Genomic DNA, 20,957 nt, shown 5'->3' with positions numbered 1-20,957 from the left:
TCGAGCCCAGAGCGGACATCGGCCGCCGGGTAACTCTGCATCAATTACCGGAGCGGTGGGCTGTCAAACCAGGGGTTCGAATGAGAAGACTTCCACGCCGTTGTCGAAGCCGCGCAAGGTGTGTGATCCCAACGTGCTGCGCGTTTCGGTGACAAGTTCGGCAAACTCGCTCGTTGCAAGAAGGGGTACATCTAGGGACCGGGTCAACCCCTCCAACCTGCTGACCATTGCGACAGAAGTCCCGGTCACCGTGAAGTCCAGCCTGCTTTCGGTTCCCACGTTGCCGTAGATCGCCGCGCCCATGTGCAGGCCGATTCCAAAATCCGTTCGATTCTCTGGCTCAATTTCCTCGCGCCTTTGAAACGCTTCCCGTGCCGCCGACAGGGCTGCCTCGCACATGTCCTCCGGCAGCCGCCGATGACCATCAAACGGGAAAATCGCGAGCAATCCATCACCGACGAACTTCAGCACCTCGCCACCATGGTCGTGTACCGCACCCGCGACACAGTCAAAGTACCGGTTGACCGCGGCCACGTAGTCACCCGGTGACAGGCGTTGGCTCAGGGCCGTAGAGCCGTGCATGTCGCTGAACAGAAGTGCACAATCGATCTCGCGGACATCGCCACGCGACATCTGGCCGTTCAAGACGGATCGGCCTGAAATCCTGCCCAGGTAGGCCTCCATCAGTTCAGCCGCCAGGAACTGCTCCGTGAAGACGTGGACGGTGCCAAACAGTGGTATTGACAGTCGCGTGAGGCCGTCGATTTCCCGCTGTGTAAAGCCGGAGCGCCTTTTTGTCGCGAAGGACACCGAAGCGCCCAGCACCCACTGCGTGCCGCTTTCGAAGGTAATGCTCCGTTTGCCAAACGGAACGGAAAAGACCAGGTAATCGGTGATGCCCGATGCAGCCAGCTTCTGGTAAATCGGATATTTGTCACGGGTTGACGGATCGGTCAGATTGGCACGCAGCACCGGCATCATTTCCATCTCGCCGACCAGCCCGTCGGCCAGATCCCAGATATCACTTTGAAAGAACTTGGTGGCTATATTGGCGGTCAGCTTGGTGTTTTCGCCAAACGGTGCCTTGTCAAAAAGGTCATCGGTCACTGAACTCCTTGGCATGACGGTCCAGTCTATGCGGTCCGTTGATGCATCCCAGGTTGCATCGACCAGTCCGATGACGGGATGCATCATGAGACGGCCCAGCGAAACCCGCGCGACCGGCACACCGCCGTCGATCAGCCTGTGACTGAGATGCTCAACTAGGCCACCAACATCGCCGTCGAAAAAGGCCAGCTTTTGCAACCAGTCTGCAATACGGTCGAAAACATCGGACATGACGCACTCCTCAACCCGCACTTTGTTACAGACGACCGCGCATGTCATTTGAATTGTTGAGCGACCCATGTGGCCGCTTTGTCCCGCAAAGCGGCAATTGCCTCGGTTTTGGGACCCGTCCGGTCTTGCTGAAAGCGGCCGTCGCACGACTTCGACCCATTTTATCGGCTTGAACGTCTCTTCTGCCCAATGCGGTCATCCGAGTCTTGGATTTTAACTTGATCGCGAAGTGGTTGCCAAAGAAGCGGAAAGTCACTGACAGTATAAGTTGAAGGCCCGATGGGCCAATTCGCTGATCAGGAAGGATCCTCATGCCCGAAATATCTTTGAACGAGATCGAAATCGCCACAAAAACAGCACTAGAACGGCATGGTGCTCGCTCTTGGATCGCTGCGGAGGTCGCCAAGGCTGTGCGCAAAGCCGAGGCGGTGAACAACAAGATTTGCGGGCTCTACTATCTCGAAAGCTATTGCCAGCAGTTACGATCCGGACGCGTTGATGGAACAGTTGATCCAGTTGTATCGCGGCCCCGCCCTGGGGCCGTTACCGTAGATGCGATGTATGGCTTTTCGCAACCGGCCTTTTCGCGTGGCCTGCCCGAGGCTGTTGCCGCGGCCAGAGAATGCGGTGTGGCAAGTCTTGCCGTAGCCCATGCTCACACCTGCACCTCTCTGGGCTACTTCACCGAACAGATTGCGCGGCAAGGCCTGATCGGTCTTGGCATGACCAATGCCTCGCCGATTGTTGCGCCCCCCGGCGGCAAGATACGGGTGATCGGCACCAACCCGATCGCCTTTTCGGTTCCAGATGGCTCAGGTGGACTTGCCATGCAGTTCGACCAATCGACCACCACCGTGGCCCTTGGGAAAATCACAATGGCAAAAGCCGCTGGCGAGCAAATCCCCGAAGGGTGGGCCTTGGATGCGGAAGGTCAATCCACCACTGACCCCGAAGCCGCGCTTGGCGGCTCATTGGTCAGCGTAGGAGGCTATAAGGGTTGGGGCTTCGGGCTAATGGCCGAGGTGCTGGCTGCCGGGATGACGGGCAGCGTCATCAGCCGAGATGTCTTACCTCTCAAGGCGCCAGAAGGCCCGCCCCATGATCTTGGGCAGTACTATCTGTTGATAGATCCTTGTACTTCGCCGGATTTTTACGAGCGTCTTGGACAAATCGCTGCGGGCATCGCATTGGACGTAGGTGCCCGGATGCCAGGACAAGGCAAGACGGAGCAAGACCCTGTCCAACTCGAAAGGACGGTCTGGGATCAAACGCTGGCACTGGTTGGAATGCAGTAGTGGCGGTTCAGATATTCGCTATGAATTTCGCTCCCATTCGGGATTGACTTGGCGAACGTCCGTTTCGTCCGCAAAGCGGACATTAATCCAACGCGCGCCGAATGGCTGCTTCGAGCCGATTGTGTTGAAAAACTCTGCTTGAGCTTGGTGTCATCGGCTGATTCACTTGTCTTGAGGCAAGGGAGAAGTGGTGATGATGGGTCCCAGGCAGGTGGCGCAGGGCGCGCTGTTCTACGAGTTCTCGATTGAGGATCATGTCCCGCCGGATCATCTGCTGCGAGCCATGGACCGGTTCGTCGATCTCGGCGAGATACGGCGGCATCTGGCACCGTTCTACAGTTCGACAGGCAGGCCCTCGGTCGATCCCGAGCTGATGATCCGAATGCTGATTGTGGGCTATGCCTTCGGTATCCGGTCAGAGCGGCGGCTGTGTGAAGAGGTGCATCTGAATCTGGCGTATCGCTGGTTCTGTCGCTTGGACTTGAGCGATCCGGTGCCCGACCACTCGACCTTCTCGAAGAACCGCCACGGCAGGTTCCGTGACAGTGACCTCTTCCGACACCTGTTTGAGAGCGTTGTGGCCCGTTGCATCACCGAAGGGTTAGTCGGCGGTCAGACCTTCGCTTCAGATGCCAGCCTTATACAGGCAGACGCGAACAAGCAGTATGCAGCTGCCAAGGACGATTGGAACCCAGATCGGATCGATGCGACGTCGGCGCCGCGTGCCGTTCGCGAGTATCTGGAGGTGCTTGACGATGCCGCCTTCGGGGCGGCGAGCGAGGTTGATCCGAAGTTCACCTCCTTCGCCGATCCAGCCAGTCAGTGGACCGGCGCTCGGAAGGGACCAGCCTTCTTTGCCTATTCCGATAACTACCTGATCGACACGGACCATGGCGTGATCCTCGATGTAGAGGCCACAAGGTCAATCCGGACTGCGGAGGTTGGCGCTACACGGACGATGATCGCGCGAACGAGAGAGCGTTTTGGCCTGACGCCAGATCGGCTTGCGGCGGACACCGCCTATGGGTCCGGTGAGATGTTGGGCTGGCTCGTCGGAAAAGGGATCGAGCCGCACATCCCGGTGATTGATAAATCTGAGCGCCGAGATGGCACATTCTCTAACGCCGAGTTCCACTATGACCCAAAACGCGACGAGTATACCTGTCCGGACGGCAAGGCCCTGAAGAAGTATTGGCGGAAGATGAAGAAACCTCGCGATGGGGTCGGCAAGGACGGCTTCCGAAAGTACTTCGCCCGCAAGCAAGACTGTTCAGCCTGTGCGCTCAAGCAGCAATGTACCCCGAACCAGCCAACCAGGAAGATCTCACGCCATGTCCACGAGGCTGCAAGAGACACAGCCCGGCGCATCGTGACGACAGATGCCTATGCCGATGCCAGCAGGCGACGAAAAAAGGTGGAGATGCTCTTTGCTCATCTCAAACGCATTCTCCGGCTCGACCGGTTGCGCCTCCGCGGACCAAACGGCGCCAAAGACGAGTTCCTCCTCGCTGCAACCGCCCAAAACCTCCGGAAACTCGCAAAACTTATGCCGCAATCGCCTGCGATGGCGTGAGATCACAGGTCAGGCGAACGCGACCGCATAGTCAACGCGTCTCACGCACCGACTTCTTCAACACAATCAGCCCAAAGCCGTCACTCATCTGGTGGAACATTAGAAATAAATATAGGCCTGAGTTTCGACTACAAGCCGCGCAGTCTATCTTGCGAACGCTTCTGATTTTGATTTGCTGAAGGGACAGTTCTTTTTAGGGTGTAATCTTTTGGGAAAGTGGGGCCGGAAAAGCTCCGGCCCGACGACGTTTAAGACAAATGGTGTACGTCTTGAAGACCATAAACAGGCGTTTCGATACCCTCCATTCGAGCTTTTATCTGCAGCGACAGAAACTGCGAATAGTGGCGCGACTGATGCAGATTCCCGCCGTGAAACCATAGAGCTTCTTGCTGTGTAGGTTTCCACATGTTGCGCTGTTCCCCCTCCCAAGGGCCAGGGTCCTTCGTCGTATCCGATCCCAAACCCCATACTTTCCCGACTTTGTCAGCCATTTCCTGACCAGCCAGATCTGCAATCCAACCATTCATCGAATTGTAGCCAGTTGCATAGACAATGACATCTGCGTCGAGATGTGTTCCATCATCCAAGATTACGCCGGTTTCGTCGACCTCAACAACCTGACCACGCTTTATCTTGATCTCTCCATCAATGATGAGCTGGCTGGCGCCGATGTCGATATAGTAGCCTGATCCACGGCGCAGATATTTCATGAACAAACCGGAGTCGTCGTCGCCCCAATCAAGCCAAAACCCTGCTTTCTCAAGCCCGTCATAGAACTCCTTGTCTTGTTCCTTCATCGCGGCGTAGGCTGGAATCTGGAACTCATGTAGGATCGCATAAGGCAGCGAAGCGAAGATAAGGTCTGCCTTTTCGGTCGTCATGCCGGCTTCGACGGCCCGTTCGGAATATAGATCCCCGAGCCCGATTTCCATCAAAGTATCGGACCGCACAATATGCGTCGAGGAGCGCTGAACCATGGTGACGTCGACGTCATTCTCCCAAAGGGCTGCGGCGATATCATGCGCGGAATTGTTTGATCCAACGATAACTGCCTTTTTACCTTTGTACTTGTCTGGGCCTGGATGCTGCGATGAGTGGTGCTGATCGCCTTTGAACTTATTAATTCCGGGAAAGCTCGGCATGTTGGCCTTGCCCGACATACCCGTTGCCATGACAAGCTGTTTGGGTTTCAGCGTTACTTCCTCGCCGTCGCGGTCTACAACGACCGTCCATTCCTTGGTTGTCTCGTCATAGCTGGCGGATTTGGCGGTCGTGTGTGTCCAGTAGTTGAGCTCCATCACCTTGGTGTACATTTCGAGCCAATCACCGATTTTATCCTTGGGTGAGAAGACCGGCCAATTCTCTGGGAATTTGATGTAAGGCAGATGGTCGTACCAGACCGGGTCATGTAGGCAGAGGGATTTGTAGCGTTTGCGCCAGCTGTCTCCGGGGCGTTCGTTGCGCTCCACAATGATAGTAGGCACGCCGAGCTGGCGAAGACGAGCACCCAAAGCAATACCGCCCTGTCCGCCGCCAATGATCAGGCAGTAAGGTTGGGTCTTGTATCCGAGTTCCGCTTCTTCTTGTTCCCGTTCTTCTTTCCAGGTCGTGCGGTGTTTCCCAGCTCCATGTTTAGCTCCTAGAGGACGCTGAAAGCCCTTAGGTTCTTCGTATCCTTTGAGTTCGACCATCGTGGTCAGCAGCGTCCAGATCAACCCATCCTTCAGACGGAGTAAACCGTAACCGCGCGCAACCTCAGTTTCAAATTCGATCCATGCTGTCGTGATGCCACCGTCTTCAGTCGGAACCTCGCCGTCCGCGACCTTCCATCCTTTTGGCTTGATCGTCGCCAATTGGTGCCGCAACATATCGGCTACCTGACCTTTTCCTTCGACTGTTTTGATGTTCCAAGTGAAGGTCACTAGATCGCGCCAGTAGCAGTCATCCTGAAACATCTCGGTGGCAGCTTCAACATCTCCTTTATCGAGTGCCTCGCCGAACGCGTCGAGAAACGCCTGTGTCTGATCCGTCAGTGTTGTATCGAGCATTTCATCCTCCCATCGCTCATCCATTTTGGTTAGCAGCCTATGGGAAGGGCGCTTTCAAAATCCAGACATTTAACGAGTCCCGAACATTGGCACCAAACCGACCGCAAGGACGACGCTGTTGTTTAAAAAGACTTCAAGCCAATGACCGCTTTGTCCGCACAGCGGACTTTTGTTGCGTCGGCACTGAGCGGCCGCTACGCGGACGTAGCGGACGCTCTCAATCCAGAATAGATTTGACACTCACAGCAAATTGTCAACAAAACTTAGGAAGCTTTACCGGCGGTTTGTCCCGAATAAGGTAGAGCTTGTTCTGAATTCGGTCGTACCGGGAACCGAGTTCTTCACAAGGAAAGGAGTTCACCAATCAAAGGAGGGCTAGTACTTTTAATCTATGGGATGGCGTTCACTATTCCGGGTTGCTTCTCTATCGCAACCTTGCCGGCAGTTGTTTTCTATTTATTAACCTCACCCACCGATTTCGTTATTACCATCACATCCTCACCCCTCCTATTGTTTCTTTTTCTTCTAAGTATTTCTGGTCTAGGTTTGTTCGCTTTTTTCATTGTGAGATTGCGCAGAATCGCTCGTACGGGGCTTCAATCTGGGCTGGATACGGAGAATGAGCCAAATATAACTATAGCCATCGCTATTGCAGTAGTGTTGGTCTACCTTCCGGGAATAGCGTGGGTTCTAAACTTCTTTGATTGAGATGCTCGCGTAAATTCTATCTCGGGCTCTACAACCAAGTGACCTCAATGGCTTCAATACGCGACCAGCGTACAGCGATATTAACCTTGAAGCACCGGTTCACTTTACAATCCGGACGACCTCTGTGGGCTCAAAGCCGACATCGGACGCATTATGTCGATTGTTGAAGCGGCCAAGGCAGTTCAATGTCGGCAGTGCGGCACAAAGCCGCCCGTCGCATTATTCATGCTGCTAGAGTAGCCAGTGCGACGACGCCGAACGCAATTTTGATTACGCTTGTCATGGTACCTCCCTTTTCAGATGACTAGGAGCAACCAGTTCAGGCCCAAAGTTATTGGACGACGTTCAGTTCGACGAACGATTGCGAGACTACTCGCCTCAGAGCTGACTGACAGTACGCAAGTACAGTCGATTTCTCGGCTGGGGTTAATCGCTCCCAAGTACCCCCTGAAAGCCGGACCGGTAGTTTTTCGACACCCATCAACGACCTTCCTTGCTTGATCAATTCACCTGTTTTCGCGTTTAACAATACAGGAGTTATGCCAATAGCGCAGTGATTGGGTCCGCTTCCGTCGCTGCCGTTTACTTCAAGTATTGAGCGAGAACTATAACGTCGTGGGTCATCGACTATAATGTAGGCCATTCCTCCTGCAGCAGCCGCAGCCGCAATACTGACCGAACTGAGCAACACATCCTGCCCTGGTGTGTACTGTTGTCCATACTGATCAAGAGGCGTTTGTTGTAAAACGACCAAAGCGTCGGCATCTTTGGCCGCGGCGCTATTTTGATCGCGCGTGACAACAACCGAGGCACCGGCGCGCCCCAGGATTTCATTGGAAATCTGTCCTGTTCCAGCTGCAGCGTCCCATCCCAAGCGTGACTGTGAAACTTTAGGCTCCGCCATATTTGGGCGATATACGGATAGCAGGTTGTCATTTACCCGCGGGATCACGGCGATTGATTGATATCTTGATTTCGCACCGGCTGGAACTCCAACCTGAGATGCGGCACAAGCTGACAACGTCACAACCAGACAAAGCAAAAATGCTTTTGAACGGTAGGCGATCAAGTTCAAAGGATTCCGGTCACAGTGCATTGGCGATGCTCCTGTCCCCGGCAAATCTTCTTGCGATCCCACTGACACATTTGCTGGACAAATCGGCAATCATTTTGTCTGAAGGCCAAACATACGTGCGAGAAACACAAACGTCCGAATAGGCACGTGTCGTGCCGCCTACAGTTACCTTAAGTGCGGCGTCTATTGTCACGTCCCAGTAGGTTGCAGTTGCGGGCGTGCTAAGCGCAAAACGTTCTACAACACCAGACACTTTTGTCTGCCCGCCGGTCACGTTATGTCCAGCTGCAGATAACTCAGACTTGATGGCCTCTGTGAACAATGCCTCCGGCGGAGGGTTCAACGTAACATAGCCCATGGTAATGTCGCCAACCGTTGTCCGTTCGCCAATTCTGCCAGGCAATACCCCGACGCCTCGTACCATTGTGAATGGTTGAACATCTACGGCGCGCGGTGAAACAGAGGAATGTACGCCGCCTCCGCTGGATGCGCTTTGCAGTGAAGCATTTGCAGTGGTGTCTTGAACGCCCGCGCACGACACCAAACCGATCAGCGCTGTAAGTGTAGCCAGATAAATTAAAGTACATTTCAACATTCCCATCGCTTCTCCTCCCTAAAAGCAAAATCCGGAGGAACACTTAAATTGCAAAAATTGAATGTTACCTTGATTTACATCAATGAGCTTATAAGCACGTGATCTGACGATCGGCCGCTTTGGGCTCAACGCAGTCACCTGACGGATTTACTCAGATGACCGATTAGCGGCTTTGAGCGGACGTTCACCCCCGAAAACTCGGCGTTTCGAACAGGAACGACCGCTCTCACCAAAAGCGGTCGCTCTCCCAAATCTTGGCTATGACCGGCTTGCGGACCAAGCTGCCTTATGCTGCTGCAGAGACAAATGGCTTGGTTGCCTGACCGTGCCTTTGAATGACACGCGTCTGCCCAGCCAAATATTTTGAGCGAGCGCAGTTTCCGTCACGTTTTTTCAGTGTTACCCTTCACTGTACGGCCCGCATTTTTGGAGGAGAGGGGCAAACCTTGGAACGCAGGCTTGCCGCCATATTGGCCGCAGACGTGGTCGGTTTCAGCAGTATGATGGCCGAGGATGAGGTGGGCACCTTCGAACGTTTGACCACGTTGCGCCAGGAGATCCTCACCCGTGTGATTGATGAAAAGAACGGGCGAATCTTTAAGCTTATCGGCGACGGGCTACTGGCCGAATTTGCAAGTGTCGTTGATGCCGTGGAGGCTGCGATCCAAATACAGGAGGCAGTTTCCACTAGCAACGCCACTATTGATCCCAGTCGGCGTATCGAATTGCGGATCGGCATCAACCTAGGCGATTTGATTATCGATGGCGACGACATTTACGGAGACGGAGTCAATATTGCGGCGCGCCTGGAACCCCTTGCGAAGCCCGGAGGCATCTGCATCTCGCGCGAGGTTTACAAACATACTCGCGGTAAGGTCAGCAGATCATTTGAGCCTGCAGGCGTCCACCGGGTCAAAAACATACCAGAGCCTCTTGCGGTCTTCTGGATGGCGGACCCGAACGGCTCACAATACCCACAAAGGTCTCGCTTGAAGGTTCGCTTCGCTGTCGCGGCAATGGCCTTTACCGCCATTCTTTCAATTGCCGCTTTTGTTTTGCGTGATGACATAGTGGCGCGATTCAACGGGGCCGAGAGTGGAATGATCGCGGCAGAGGACACGCTCCCTTCCCTCATCGTGTTGCCCTTTGAAAACCTCGGGTTGCCAGACGCGGAACGTTACATAGCCGATGGGCTCACGGATGATCTGATTACCGATTTCTCGAAAGTCGCCGGGCTGATGGTGATAGGCAGCAATACCGCGTTTTCCTATCGGGACCGAACAATCGACAGCAGGGCCATCGGTCGCGCGTTGGGGGTCGGCTATGTTATAGAAGGCAGCGTGCGCAGAGTGGGAACACGGCTTTTGGTCAACGCGCGGCTGACAGATGTGAGCAGCGGGCAAACGCTTTGGGCCGAGCGGTTGGAACGAGACGAAGCCGATATCTTCGCTATTGAAGCCGGCTTGATAAACGAGATCATTGACCAACTGGGTGTGGATTTGAGTGTGTCCGAAAGGGAACGGATCGAACGCCTTCCTACAACGGATCTGGAAGCATATGACTTTTTCCTCAGGGCTGAAGAAGCCGCTCGCAGCGGCTTTCGGCCCGGGCTACGCGAGGCATTGAAGCTCTATTCCGACGCGACTGCAATCGATCCGACTTTTGCCAAGGCTTTTGAGGCACAGGCGCGTACCGAGGCATTGGTCATGCGCCGCAACTACGACGATGTGCTGCCATTTCCAGTCGCCCGGAAACGCGCCTACGAACATGCAGGGCGTGCCCTAGAACTTGATCCCGGTGCGGCGTTGCCTTTTGCCGTATTAAGCGAGTTGCAAACTGTGGATCGAAGGTACGAGGAAGCCATGCGCTCGGCGCGGCTCTCTGTCGAGAAGGCTCCCGGTGAAGCATCTGCCTATCTTGCGCTGAGCTTTGCGCAAACATTCTACGGCCGACACGAAGAGGCGATTGAGAATTTCGAAACGGCTCTGCGTCTCAACCCACTACTGCCGGGCTATGCACGTCAGATAGCAAGCTTGTCCTATATGCTGACAGGGCGTCCCCAACTGGCCGTCGAAATCCTTGAGGAGATAAAGGGCAATTCTCAAGGTATCGAGGACTACTTCAACATTCTCGCGGCCGCCTATGGAGAGGCTGGCCAGACGCAAATGGCGCAAGCAACAGCAGATGAGGTGGCCCGCTTTGCACCGCATACTTCGGCGCAACTCTACAGGGTCTTGTTTGCGCATTTTCGGAAGCAGGAAGAACTCGATCGGATCATTGATGCGATGTTGAATGCGGGTGTGCAGGAATGGCCCTTCGATTTTCATCCTGGCGCGCGCGAAAGGCTATCCGCAGACGCGGTTACCGCTCTGATCGACGGCAACGTGTGGCAGGGAAACTTCGAAGGCCGCGGACCCGGCTTGATGCAGATTTCAGAGAACGGAAGTATGGCCTTGCGCGCATCCACATTGTTTGTCACTGGATCGGCATTTGTGAAAGATGACACATTGTGCATACAACAACCCGGTCTTGCGCTCGGTCGCCCGGCTTGTGGCCCGATCTACAAAAGTGTCGAAGAAGCAGCCGGGGCGGGCGCGCCTTACAGCTACATCAACCCGCATATTCTGTTTCACTTTAGCCCGGGCGGGTGACCCTAAATCGAGGTGCGCGTCAGTTGGAGTAATCCTTGGCTGCCAGCGGCTTGGTTTTCTCCCAATTCGCATCCGCCTTGGCGATCACCGCTTCCCCATCTGGGTGGTCAAGTATTTCTGCTCCGGTTGGGTCCGATATAAAGTAAAGCTTCCCATCGATGACCCGCCAGGAATTTACTGGATCGATGTTTTCGGACGCATTGGCCCCAAGACCAACACCCAAAGTGCAATACCCACCGTATTGCGGAGCGTATTTGGTTGGGTCAGACTTAAATAGGTCGCGGTTCCCCGCGCTTTTGAAGTGCCATGGCGTGCCAAGCCAATCATAAGCGAACTCACTTGATCCCTTTACCGCACGGCTTTCGGTGAAATAGGCAACGGTGTCATAGCCCTTGATCGCAACATGGCCGAAGGGTCCCGTGTTAATGGGCTCATCGGCCTGCGCGCCAATGGTCATGGCTGCCAGAAAAAGGCCACTCATCAAAAGTCGAAAGTTCATTTTTTGACCTTCCTTTATGTGCCTGCCTCCAAGCACAGGCGATGAAACTCCGGACCGAAGGCGTTTGGCGGGGGGCATGTGGCGCCGTTCTGCTTGAGGAGCCCGACGATATCGTAGTGCTTACGGAACATCGTTCGGATCAAAACGGAAAAGCCATCGTTGTCGAGGGTTACGATATCTGCATCATGTTCTAGCAATAGCTCGATCACCCCAAAATGGCCCTCGTCGGCCGCCATGAAGATGGGTGATTTTTCTGCCCTATTGATGCGCCCATCCACATCTGCGCCACTGGCGAGCAGCAGGCGCGCTGTCTCAACGTGGCCGCCAAAAGCGGCTGCATGAAGCGGTGTGAAGCCGCTGTGGTTTCGCGCCATCACATCAGCCCCTGCCTCGATCAGGGCCGCAGCAGTTTCGGTGTTTCCAGCCAACGCAGCGGCAATCAATGGAGTAGCCTTGTTTGGTCCCCGCTCATCGACCGAGGTCCCGCTTTCCAACAAAGTCTCAACGGTCGCAGTATCACCCTTCTTTGCTGCATCGAATAACGGACCCGCTTGAGCGGGCCCAAGTATGAGGAATACCGTTGCACAGATGGCATTAATCCAACGCATGGATCTACCTCCCCTGCTTAAACTCTACAATGAGCCGCAGTTGCGCGCAACGACAGGTTATTTGCTGCGGTGCTCATGACGGTTTCGGTCGAGTGGGTTGCTGCACCTGCGAGCGCAAGCGATGGTTGGCTTTCGGAATGGGTTCGACTCGGTCATCTGACCGTTTTTCTCAAATGACTGAAAAGATGCGCTAAGCCGACGTTTACTGTGAAATTTTCGAAACTCCGACCATGAATGGCTGCTCCGCGTATGAGCGGACGGTGGCGAAAAACCAAGCTATGTCCGAGTCGCGGACAAATCCGACCTTGTCGCATAAATTGCTAACAGACATGATCGGCCCACCACGGCGTGGCAGCAGCCGGAGTGTGTTTTACTAGAGCGCAGCGAACAAAATTTCAGTTTGAAATTGGCGAACGCCGGAAAGGGTGCACTTGGGCATTAAGTTTCGGATGCTTGTGTGGCAATATCCTACTGCGAAATGAAGGAGGAGAAAATGGACCGCGACGCATACATCGACAAAATGAAAGCGAAGCTTGACGAATGGAACGCCGAAATCGACAAGCTACAGGCTCAGGTAAAGGCTGCCGAGGCGGAGAATAAGGCAAACTATGAAAAGCAGCTTGCCGAAATGCGAAAGATGCGCGACGAGGCACATGCGAAGATGAAGAAAGCCCAGGCTGCCAGCGATGCCGCGTGGGATGATATGCGCAAAGGGATGGAGAGCGCTTGGGAGAACATCGCAAGCTCTTTCCAGAAAGCTTGGAACCGTTTCCAGTAAACCATTGTTCGAGTACCTGATGAGGGGACCAAGCCGTCTGATGCTGGCGCGGCAAATTTCGGGCCGCGCATGTGATAAATCTTGAAGAACATTGCAGCTTGGCAGCCCAATTTTTTGCGAACCTGACATTCAAAGCCTTCGAAGTGGCTGAAATCAGAACCGGACTTTCTCCGCACCCTTATCCTGGTCTCATATGCGGACAGAACAGCCGGACGCCTACGTAGCATATTAACGAACTTCGGTGTTAGGCTATTAACTAAAAACTAGAATACCAGCGCGTTGCTATTAGGATCGCCGATTGGTTCATGGTCAGCTGCCGGTGTGGCTTGTCGAAGGAAGAAAATGAAAACACGTAAACTAGGTGCAAACGGACCTGAAATCGGAGCCATTGGTTATGGCGCAATGTCATTCTCAGACATGTATGGACCAACAAATGAGAAAGCTAGCCACGCGATCCTCAATGCGTGTCGTGACCTCGGCGTCACACATCTGGATACGGCCAACGTCTATGGCATGGGTAAATCAGAAAACGCTATCGGGTCCTATCTGAAGGCCAATCCAAGCGCCCGTGACGAGTTCGTCATTGCGACCAAAGCGACGATTACACGCGACGCCGACGGCAATCGCGCATTCGATAACTCGGCGGAGCATCTGGAGGCCGAGCTGGACAAGTCGCTGCAACGTCTTGGGCTGGACTGCGTTGACCTATTCTATGCGCACCGCCGCGATCCTCGCCTTACGCCAGAAGAGACCGCGGCCAATCTTGGCCGACTGGTCGAGAAGGGAAAAACCAAAGCAATCGGGCTTTCCGAAGTCGCGCCCACGACGCTGCGCCGCGCGATGCAAACCTTTCCAATCGCCGCCGTCCAATCCGAATATTCATTGTCGACCCGGTTTCCCGATCTTGGACTGGTGCAGACCTGCGCCGAACTGGGTGTCGCTATGGTGGCGTTTTCGCCTGTCGGGCGGTCGCTACTGACGGATAACCCGATCCCGCGTGAGCGCATCAAAAGCCTGCCATTCTTAGCTGGCAACCCGCGCTTTATGGAACCTAACCTGTCTGAAAATCTCCGCATCACAGATGGGTTCCGAAAACTTGCGGCAGAAATGGACACGTCAGCTGCAGGTTTGGCGAATGCTTGGCTCCTGACACGTGGGCCTCATGTCATACCGATTCCTGGAACGCGGTCTGTAGATCACTTCCAAGAGTGCATCGCAGGTGCAGAGTTGGACCTCACGAACGCCGACCTCGAACGAATAGAAGAAGTTTTGCCCGTTGGCTGGACGCACGGGGACCGCTATTCGGTAGAGCAGTGGATTGGACCAGAGAGATACTGTTAAATGGGTAGTCTGATCAGTCTTAGGTATCGACAATACGATGATCCGTACTCAAAAAAATACCCGTGAGCCGACATTCGAGGCGATAAATTCGAAAACCCGGCTAAAAACTGCAGCGTTCCGCAGCAGCAGACGCTGGCGAAAATTGGGGCTATTTCCGATTTGCGGACTCAGCGGTCATCAATGCGTTTACATGCTGGTTCAATTTTCAGAGTGCCGACCTTCTACTGTTCAGATGGTTCGACACTGAACACTGACATCTGCCCTTTTCCCTTAACGTCTCGCTTACCCTGAGGAATTACCTTATAGCTGTCAGGCAACAAATCGGCTGTCACTTGGGTAATCATGATCATTCCCGGCTCGCCGTGACTTTCCATGCGTGAAGCCACATTTACGGCGTCCCCCCAAAGGTCGTAGGCAAATTTCCGTTGCCCAATGACCCCAGCAACAACTGGTCCAGAATTGATCCCAACGCGCAGACGAAGGTCGAAATGAGCCTTGTCTCGGAGAAACGCAACGGCTGCTTGCATTTCTCTCGCGAGATTGACTGCCGCTTCGGCATGGTTGTGTCTGTCGTTCGGGACTCCCACAACGACCATATAGGCGTCCCCGATCGTTTTGATTTTCTCGGCGCCATGCCGCTCGCTCAAAGTATCGAACTCCGAAAACACCAGGTTGAGGGTTTCCACCAGCTGTGCTGGGGTCAGCTTTGATGAAACCGAAGTGAAATCGACAATATCAGCGAAAACGACAGAGACTTCTTTGTGATTGTCCGCAATCACCCGTTCACCGCTTTTGAGACGCTGCGCAATCGACGCCGGTAGAATGTTTAGCAACAAGCCTTCGGCGCGGTCGAACTCTTCCTGTTGCTTTGCCTCGGCGATTTGCACCAAGTGTTGAGCTGCTCCGACATAGAAAACCATGGCGCCTAGGATCGCGTAATTGAAAAGGAACAGCACAATCTCTGAGGCGGTTGTTAATGGCGTACTGGGCTGCATCATGAAACCCAAGGAGAAGAGAAAACCGACGTAGATGGTCGAGCAGCATGCCAGTACAGTGCGGGTTAGCCAGGAAAATGAAGGCGTGATTAAGCTGAGGATCGCTGTGGTGATTGGAACTATCCAGAACATCGTCATGACGCCGGTTGCCAGCGTCCCAAGAAGTGCGTGCAGCGGGATTTCAATGATCCACAGTGTAACAAACAACCAAAGTGGATTTGCGAGTCTTGACCAGATAACGGCGCCAAGCACGAACAAGGCCGTTACCGCAACGTTGTACCAAGCGAGCCATGTCACACCATTCAGAGCGAAAACAACACTGTACAGCAGATGAACAATGGCTGCGTTGGCATAACCGAACCTGAAGAAAACATGCAGGCGTTCTTGTTCGCTGGACAATCCGTCCGGCACCTTGAGCAAAAATTGAAGTAAGGCCTTCAAGGCGACAGTCCCGCGGAAACACTCCAGTTGAACATGCACTCAGCGCAGTCTTGGTTGCAGGTATGGTGCTTTGCCCACAGACCAAGGTCGGGTGCGAAATGATCCTGGTCAGTCCAGTCTATGGCGAAGAAGCTACACCAGCCTTCAGCACACTCGTGGGTCTTCGACGGTGTCGAGACGTTGTGCATGAGCGTTTTTGCGACATTGATAAACAAAAAAAGATTTTCGGCAATTGCGTCAACGTCGGCCATCACGACTGGTCGTAGATGATACCCACTGCGCTCCAATTTGATTTCAAACATGATCACTCCTAAAGGTCTAGAATAGGGGACGAAAACCAGGTTTGAAAGCCATGGGACTCTAGACCGAATTGGGCTCGCCCCGGTCATCCGAGTCTTTTCTAAGGTGACTGGTTATGTGCGTTGAGCCGACGTTCAGGGTGAAATTCTCGAAACACCGACTATGACTGACTGCTTCGACCAAGAGCGGACGGTCGAGAAAAATGGGGCCGTGACGGACTTGCGGACCAAGCCGACATTCGAAAAAGGTTTTCGCATAGCGTTTATCAACGATCCGCCAACAAGACCAAACTGTCATGTCACCCACTTTGGCAAAGTTGCGGCTGCAACTGGGTTGGCTCCAGAAGTGGGTTTGAACTGAAAATTCGCCTGATGCAGACTTGCGGGTTATCATAAGTCGAACAAATCGCTCGATTCTGACTCTTGCATAGGGGGATGAATGCAGGACGAACGCCGAGAACGCCGCCTTGCCGCGATCCTCGCCGCAGACGTGGTCGGGTACACGCGCCTCATGGAAAACGATGAGGCCGATACCTATGAACGGCTTACAGACCTGCGAAATTCGCTTCTTGATCTGATCGTCAGTGAGCATAGGGGTCGCATTTTCAAGATAATGGGTGACGGTTTTCTGATCGAGTTCGACAGTGTCGTTGATGCCGTTGATTGTGCCATCGCTCTTCAAAACGGGTTGCGCGACTACAATAAGGATTACGACGAAAGCAGACAGATCATGCTCCGCATCGGCGTAAATTTGGGCGATGTCATTGTTGAAGATGACGACCGATACGGCGAAGGCGTGAACTTGGCGTCCCGACTGCAGGGAGAAGCCGAACCGGGCGGAGTGTTGATTTCGCAGACAGCCTATCACCAGTTGGCCTCAAGCCAAAAAGGGGTGTTCGAAGACAGAGGCACACGCAAACTTAAAAATGTTACCGTTTCAGTTCCGGTCTATGGCTGGACGGACAATCAAATTCGCGTCCCTAAGAAACTCAAAAGCAATTTGCACATGGCGCTTGCGGCGACCGCTTTCGTGATCGTGGTCGCTGTCGGTTTCGCCAGCACGTGGCTACGCCCAACCGAAACAGAGGCTTTGCCGCCTCTGCCATCGGGTCCGAAAATCGCGATTGTTCCGCTCGAAAGTCTTAGCGAAGACGCAGAAAGTATTCAGTTGGCTACGGGTCTTTCGGAGTCGATTTCAAACGATATGTCCAAGTTCACCGACCTGTTCGTATTGTCTCTGAACGCGACGCGGCCATATCAAGGCACCGATTTTGAGCCAAGACAGCTTTTCGAAGAACTTGGTGCTAATTATTTGCTGCAGGGCAACCTGTGGCGCACCGACAGTAAGCTGAGGGTCACTACGCAGCTGATTGATGCGCAAGACGCGCGGCTGGTATGGTCCGAGACATACGATGGCGATCTGACCGCGGGTAACATTTTCGATGTTCTGGACGAAATCACAGCTGGTGTTGTGGCGACGGTCGGTACCCGCTCGGGCGTTGTCAGATTACAGGAAGCTGGACGTGTTCGTTCCACAAGGACTGAAAACCTGACAGCATACGAATGCGTCGCTCTGTACGATTACCATGGGATCAACGTATCGCGCTCGGACCGATCGAGGGTGCGCGCGTGCCTCGAACAGGCCGTTAAACTGGACCCGGACTACGCTACCGCCTGGTCGCATCTGGCGGGCATATTGATTGAAACCTATAAAAACGAAGCTTTTTCTAAAACAGAAGCACAAGCGCTTCTAGATCGCGCGGATGCTGCGGCAAAGCGTGCGACCGAACTCGATAACGCCAACGCAGAAGCATATTACCGGCGAGCCGTGATTAGCCAGTTGCGCGGAGAGGGATACGCAGCCTTCAAGGAGCTAGCCGATAAGGCGCTGGCATTGAATCCAAATGACGCTGATGTCATCGGCGATCTTGGTAATTTTTCCTACTACTCAGGCGATCTTGAACGCGGCAAAGAACTGGTGGGGCGAATGATGGTGATCAACCCGCGTTACCCCTCATGGGCGCATTTCGTTTTTTTCCTTGATCATTTTCGAAATGACCGGTTCCCCGAGGCGTTGGCGGAGGTCGTGAAAATCACGTTGCCCAATCACTGCTTTATACAGTGGTCCAAAGCCGCCGCGTACGGCAAGGTGGGCGACACAGCGAATGGAAAGGCCACGCTTGACCACATCGCGAAAATCGAGCCGCCATGCCCCGACGATCCGCGACTTCCGTTCCGCAAACGCGGGCTTCCTGAGGACCTGATTGCATCGGCCATGGACGGCCTTGTGAAAGCAGGCATGGAAATCCCAACCGATACTCAGTAGCTGACTAAGGCTGAAAAATTGGTTAGTTTGGAAGGTCTCAACCGACTACCGCTCTGTGCTCGACGAGGTCATCTGCCTCATTTAGTCAAGGTTGTCTTCTACCGGTTCAGAGCAGTCGTTCACTACGCAGCGGCGCGCTAACGTCGGATAAATAACTGCTTTGGGTTTAACGCGGTTATCTAACATGACCCCCCCCCGGAGATATTATGAGGTGTTCAATCTGCTTGAATAGCAAAAGCAATTGCTGCCTCATGTTTGAGAAGCCTTAGGGCAGACCCACGGTATGATTCCAGAAAGGAATTCGATTGGATCGGCGTCTTGCGGCCATTCTTGCAGCCGACATAGCTGGCTACAGTGCGCTCGTTGGAGAGGACGAAGAAGGTGTCCTGCGCGCGTTCAAGGGACATTTCAACGCCTTAGAACCACATCTTGGAATGAATGGCGGACGCCTCTTCAAGAAAACTGGAGACGGATTTCTTGCGGAGTTCCATTCCGTTGTGGACGCGGTGGCATGTGCCGAAACAATGCAACGTCATATGGCCGAGCGAAACGCAACGCACGGAGACGGACCGGAATTGCAATTCCGCATGAGTATACATGTCGGCGAGGTATTTGATGACGAAGGTGATATTCTTGGCGACGGGGTCAATATTGCCGCTCGTCTTGAGAGCGTTGCACCAGTAGGAGGGATAGTTGTATCGGAGCGTGTATACGACGACGTCGTTGGCAAGACAGATTTCGCATTCCGAGATTTAGGCCCGCAAAAACTAAAAAACATTGCCCGCCCCGTACGAGCGTTTTCTATTCAAACAGAAGTTGTTTTGAATGAGCCATCCGTCCAATCCCTTCCGACCAAACCTTCCGTTGCCGTTCTCGCGTTTGACAATTTGTCTTCTGATCCGGAGCAGGATTACTTTGCAGATGGTGTGACCGAGGAAATCATCACCAGTTTGTCCCGCGTCCCTTGGATATTTGTTGTCGCACGAAATTCCTCCTTTTCTTACAAAGGTCTCGCAATCGATGTGCGTCGTATAGGTCGCGAACTCGGGGTACGCTACGTGTTGGAAGGTTCTGTGCGGGGTGCCGGCAACCGTTTGCGTGTGACCGGACAGTTGATAGACGCTGAAACCGGTGCTCATGTCTGGGCAGATCGATACGATGGCACGCTAGACGATGTTTTTGACCTTCAGGACCAGATTTCGGAATCGGTTGTCTCATCTATCGCTCCGGGTATCAGGCAGGCGGAAATTAATCGATCTGCGCGCAAACGCCCCGACAGTTTGGACGCGTATGACCACTTTCTCAGAGCGCAAGCAGCGATATATCGGTTCAAATTTGCCGAAGCGGACGTTTTATTGGCAAAAGCAATAGACCTTTCAGACGATTACCCTCTGGCGAGCGCGCTCCGCGGTTGGATTCGAACACTTTTGTGGAATCCAGATACTCGTCCGAACAAGGAGCGTTTTGATCTGGCCATTCAGATGGCGCATGACGTTCTTGAAACCTCAAACGCGGACTTGGAGGCACAAGCTTACGCCGGCTATGTTCTGGCCTTCTTGTCGGAAGAGCCGGAATACGGTCTTTCTTTAGTAGAAGGTGTCGTCGAGGCAAGTCCAAACTGCGTCTCGGCCTGGGGATCCAGCTGCATATTGCACGGATTGATGGGCGATGCCGCTATTGCAAAAGCACACGCCAAAGAAGTGCTTCGGCTCAATCCGAATGACCCGCTAAACTACCGGGTCTATATGGGGATTAGCCTTTCTCAGATCGCTGAAAAAGATTGGAAAGGTTTGAAGAACACCGCAACGAAAGTGCGCGCGTTCCATAATTCGGTGACCGTTTTCAGGCTGAATGAACTAGTGGCGGAAATGGCTTTGGGGAATAGGGAGCGCGCTCAAGAGCTTGCTCAGATCCATATGGCGCGGGAGCCCGATTTCAACGTTTCTTTGTTTCGTGAGATGCGCGCGCGAATTAGCATTGCGAGACCAGAAATTTACAACACATACTATGAAATGCTTGCAGCTGCGGGCATTCCAGAATGACGCATCTCAAGGGTCAAAATCGCGTTCAATCACAGCGTCTGCTTAAGGCTCAACGCAGTCATCGAATTGATTTTGTCAGGTGACTACTTAGGATCGGATAGCGGTCATTGTTGGTGGTCATTCCGAGGAATATCGCCTGAAGGTCTGCATTGAACGGCAGTTGACATTCGCTGAAATCTGCTGAACGGCAGAGTTGCGGAGATTGTGTTGAAAAACTCCGTGTGCGGACCGAGGCGATCGACTTTCGAGAACATCCTCCCCCTAAAGTCTACTTTTCCAAACATAGTTTCTTGAGGACAAAATAGGAGGGACGTTGTTCCAAAATTTTGGCACGAATTTCGCGGG

Annotated in this window: 15 protein-coding genes; 7 read left to right on the top strand and 8 right to left on the bottom strand. The window is 53.7% G+C overall.

What is annotated here, in order from left to right; all coding sequences use genetic code 11:
* Window positions 1–63 precede the first annotated feature (63 nt).
* Complete coding sequence (locus LCM21_RS10460; protein WP_224890566.1) at window positions 64–1,338, bottom strand: adenylate/guanylate cyclase domain-containing protein; 1,275 nt, start codon at window positions 1,336–1,338, stop codon at window positions 64–66.
* A 311-nt stretch (window positions 1,339–1,649) separates the two neighbouring features.
* On the opposite strand from LCM21_RS10460, the gene LCM21_RS10455 reads away from it, so the two are divergent.
* Both LCM21_RS10455 and LCM21_RS10450 read left to right on the top strand, forming a co-directional pair.
* A complete protein-coding gene (locus LCM21_RS10455; protein ID WP_224890565.1) occupies window positions 1,650–2,633 on the top strand; it encodes an Ldh family oxidoreductase in 984 nt (327 codons plus the stop codon).
* 193 nt (window positions 2,634–2,826) lie between these two features.
* Window positions 2,827–4,206, top strand: coding sequence for a transposase (locus tag LCM21_RS10450; protein ID WP_224890564.1), 1,380 nt, complete (start codon window positions 2,827–2,829; stop codon window positions 4,204–4,206).
* Between the two features lie 248 nt (window positions 4,207–4,454).
* Here LCM21_RS10450 and LCM21_RS10445 read toward each other — a convergent pair whose 3' ends face one another.
* The 3 genes from LCM21_RS10445 to LCM21_RS10435 form a co-directional block, all read right to left on the bottom strand.
* Window positions 4,455–6,254 carry an NAD(P)/FAD-dependent oxidoreductase gene (locus LCM21_RS10445; RefSeq protein WP_224890563.1) on the bottom strand — a complete coding sequence of 600 codons (1,800 nt, stop codon included), beginning with the start codon at window positions 6,252–6,254 and terminating at the stop codon, window positions 4,455–4,457.
* Between the two features lie 1,039 nt (window positions 6,255–7,293).
* Complete coding sequence (locus tag LCM21_RS10440) at window positions 7,294–8,031, bottom strand: hypothetical protein (RefSeq protein ID WP_224890562.1); 738 nt, start codon at window positions 8,029–8,031, stop codon at window positions 7,294–7,296.
* A 16-nt stretch (window positions 8,032–8,047) separates the two neighbouring features.
* Window positions 8,048–8,638, bottom strand: a complete 591-nt coding sequence (locus LCM21_RS10435; protein ID WP_224890561.1) for a hypothetical protein — start codon at window positions 8,636–8,638, stop codon at window positions 8,048–8,050.
* A 440-nt stretch (window positions 8,639–9,078) separates the two neighbouring features.
* Here LCM21_RS10435 and LCM21_RS10430 point away from each other — a divergent pair, with 440 nt between their 5' ends.
* Window positions 9,079–11,283, top strand: a complete 2,205-nt coding sequence (locus LCM21_RS10430; RefSeq protein ID WP_224890560.1) for an adenylate/guanylate cyclase domain-containing protein — start codon at window positions 9,079–9,081, stop codon at window positions 11,281–11,283.
* A 19-nt stretch (window positions 11,284–11,302) separates the two neighbouring features.
* On the opposite strand, the gene LCM21_RS10425 is transcribed toward LCM21_RS10430, so the two are convergent.
* Window positions 11,303–11,782 carry a YHS domain-containing (seleno)protein gene (locus LCM21_RS10425; protein ID WP_224890559.1) on the bottom strand — a complete coding sequence of 160 codons (480 nt, stop codon included), beginning with the start codon at window positions 11,780–11,782 and terminating at the stop codon, window positions 11,303–11,305.
* Between the two features lie 14 nt (window positions 11,783–11,796).
* On the bottom strand, window positions 11,797–12,390 hold the full coding sequence (locus LCM21_RS10420; RefSeq protein ID WP_224890558.1) for an ankyrin repeat domain-containing protein: 594 nt from the start codon (window positions 12,388–12,390) through the stop codon (window positions 11,797–11,799).
* Between the two features lie 493 nt (window positions 12,391–12,883).
* Here LCM21_RS10420 and LCM21_RS10415 point away from each other — a divergent pair, with 493 nt between their 5' ends.
* Window positions 12,884–13,168 carry a sll1863 family stress response protein gene (locus LCM21_RS10415; RefSeq protein WP_224890557.1) on the top strand — a complete coding sequence of 95 codons (285 nt, stop codon included), beginning with the start codon at window positions 12,884–12,886 and terminating at the stop codon, window positions 13,166–13,168.
* Between the two features lie 342 nt (window positions 13,169–13,510).
* Window positions 13,511–14,509 carry an aldo/keto reductase gene (locus LCM21_RS10410; protein ID WP_224890556.1) on the top strand — a complete coding sequence of 333 codons (999 nt, stop codon included), beginning with the start codon at window positions 13,511–13,513 and terminating at the stop codon, window positions 14,507–14,509.
* A 221-nt stretch (window positions 14,510–14,730) separates the two neighbouring features.
* On the opposite strand, the gene LCM21_RS10405 is transcribed toward LCM21_RS10410, so the two are convergent.
* Window positions 14,731–15,945 carry an adenylate/guanylate cyclase domain-containing protein gene (locus tag LCM21_RS10405; RefSeq protein ID WP_224890555.1) on the bottom strand — a complete coding sequence of 405 codons (1,215 nt, stop codon included), beginning with the start codon at window positions 15,943–15,945 and terminating at the stop codon, window positions 14,731–14,733.
* Window positions 15,942–16,247, bottom strand: coding sequence for a hypothetical protein (locus LCM21_RS10400; protein WP_224890554.1), 306 nt, complete (start codon window positions 16,245–16,247; stop codon window positions 15,942–15,944). Before LCM21_RS10400 ends, LCM21_RS10405 begins: the two co-directional genes overlap by 4 nt.
* A 436-nt stretch (window positions 16,248–16,683) precedes the next feature.
* Here LCM21_RS10400 and LCM21_RS10395 point away from each other — a divergent pair, with 436 nt between their 5' ends.
* Window positions 16,684–18,570, top strand: a complete 1,887-nt coding sequence (locus tag LCM21_RS10395; protein ID WP_224890553.1) for an adenylate/guanylate cyclase domain-containing protein — start codon at window positions 16,684–16,686, stop codon at window positions 18,568–18,570.
* Between the two features lie 305 nt (window positions 18,571–18,875).
* Window positions 18,876–20,612 carry an adenylate/guanylate cyclase domain-containing protein gene (locus LCM21_RS10390; RefSeq protein WP_224890552.1) on the top strand — a complete coding sequence of 579 codons (1,737 nt, stop codon included), beginning with the start codon at window positions 18,876–18,878 and terminating at the stop codon, window positions 20,610–20,612.
* Window positions 20,613–20,957 lie beyond the last annotated feature (345 nt).

It is taken from the genome of Ruegeria profundi (assembly GCF_020171505.1).
GTDB classification, from domain to species: Bacteria; Pseudomonadota; Alphaproteobacteria; order Rhodobacterales; family Rhodobacteraceae; genus Ruegeria; species Ruegeria profundi.
This window is presented reverse-complemented; position numbering and strand designations above follow the sequence as displayed.

Excerpts from the sequence above, each read along its gene's own strand:
- LCM21_RS10460 (WP_224890566.1), bottom strand. The coding sequence starts at position 1,338 with ATGTCCGATGTTTTCGACCGTATTGCAGACTGGTTGCAAAAGCTGGCC.
- LCM21_RS10400 (WP_224890554.1), bottom strand. The coding sequence starts at position 16,247 with ATGTTTGAAATCAAATTGGAGCGCAGTGGGTATCATCTACGACCAGTC.
- LCM21_RS10425 (WP_224890559.1), bottom strand. The coding sequence starts at position 11,782 with ATGAACTTTCGACTTTTGATGAGTGGCCTTTTTCTGGCAGCCATGACC.
- LCM21_RS10455 (WP_224890565.1), top strand. The coding sequence starts at position 1,650 with ATGCCCGAAATATCTTTGAACGAGATCGAAATCGCCACAAAAACAGCA.
- LCM21_RS10420 (WP_224890558.1), bottom strand. The coding sequence starts at position 12,390 with ATGCGTTGGATTAATGCCATCTGTGCAACGGTATTCCTCATACTTGGG.
- LCM21_RS10410 (WP_224890556.1), top strand. The coding sequence starts at position 13,511 with ATGAAAACACGTAAACTAGGTGCAAACGGACCTGAAATCGGAGCCATT.
- LCM21_RS10445 (WP_224890563.1), bottom strand. The coding sequence starts at position 6,254 with ATGCTCGATACAACACTGACGGATCAGACACAGGCGTTTCTCGACGCG.
- LCM21_RS10450 (WP_224890564.1), top strand. The coding sequence starts at position 2,827 with ATGATGGGTCCCAGGCAGGTGGCGCAGGGCGCGCTGTTCTACGAGTTC.
- LCM21_RS10395 (WP_224890553.1), top strand. The coding sequence starts at position 16,684 with ATGCAGGACGAACGCCGAGAACGCCGCCTTGCCGCGATCCTCGCCGCA.
- LCM21_RS10435 (WP_224890561.1), bottom strand. The coding sequence starts at position 8,638 with ATGGGAATGTTGAAATGTACTTTAATTTATCTGGCTACACTTACAGCG.
- LCM21_RS10415 (WP_224890557.1), top strand. The coding sequence starts at position 12,884 with ATGGACCGCGACGCATACATCGACAAAATGAAAGCGAAGCTTGACGAA.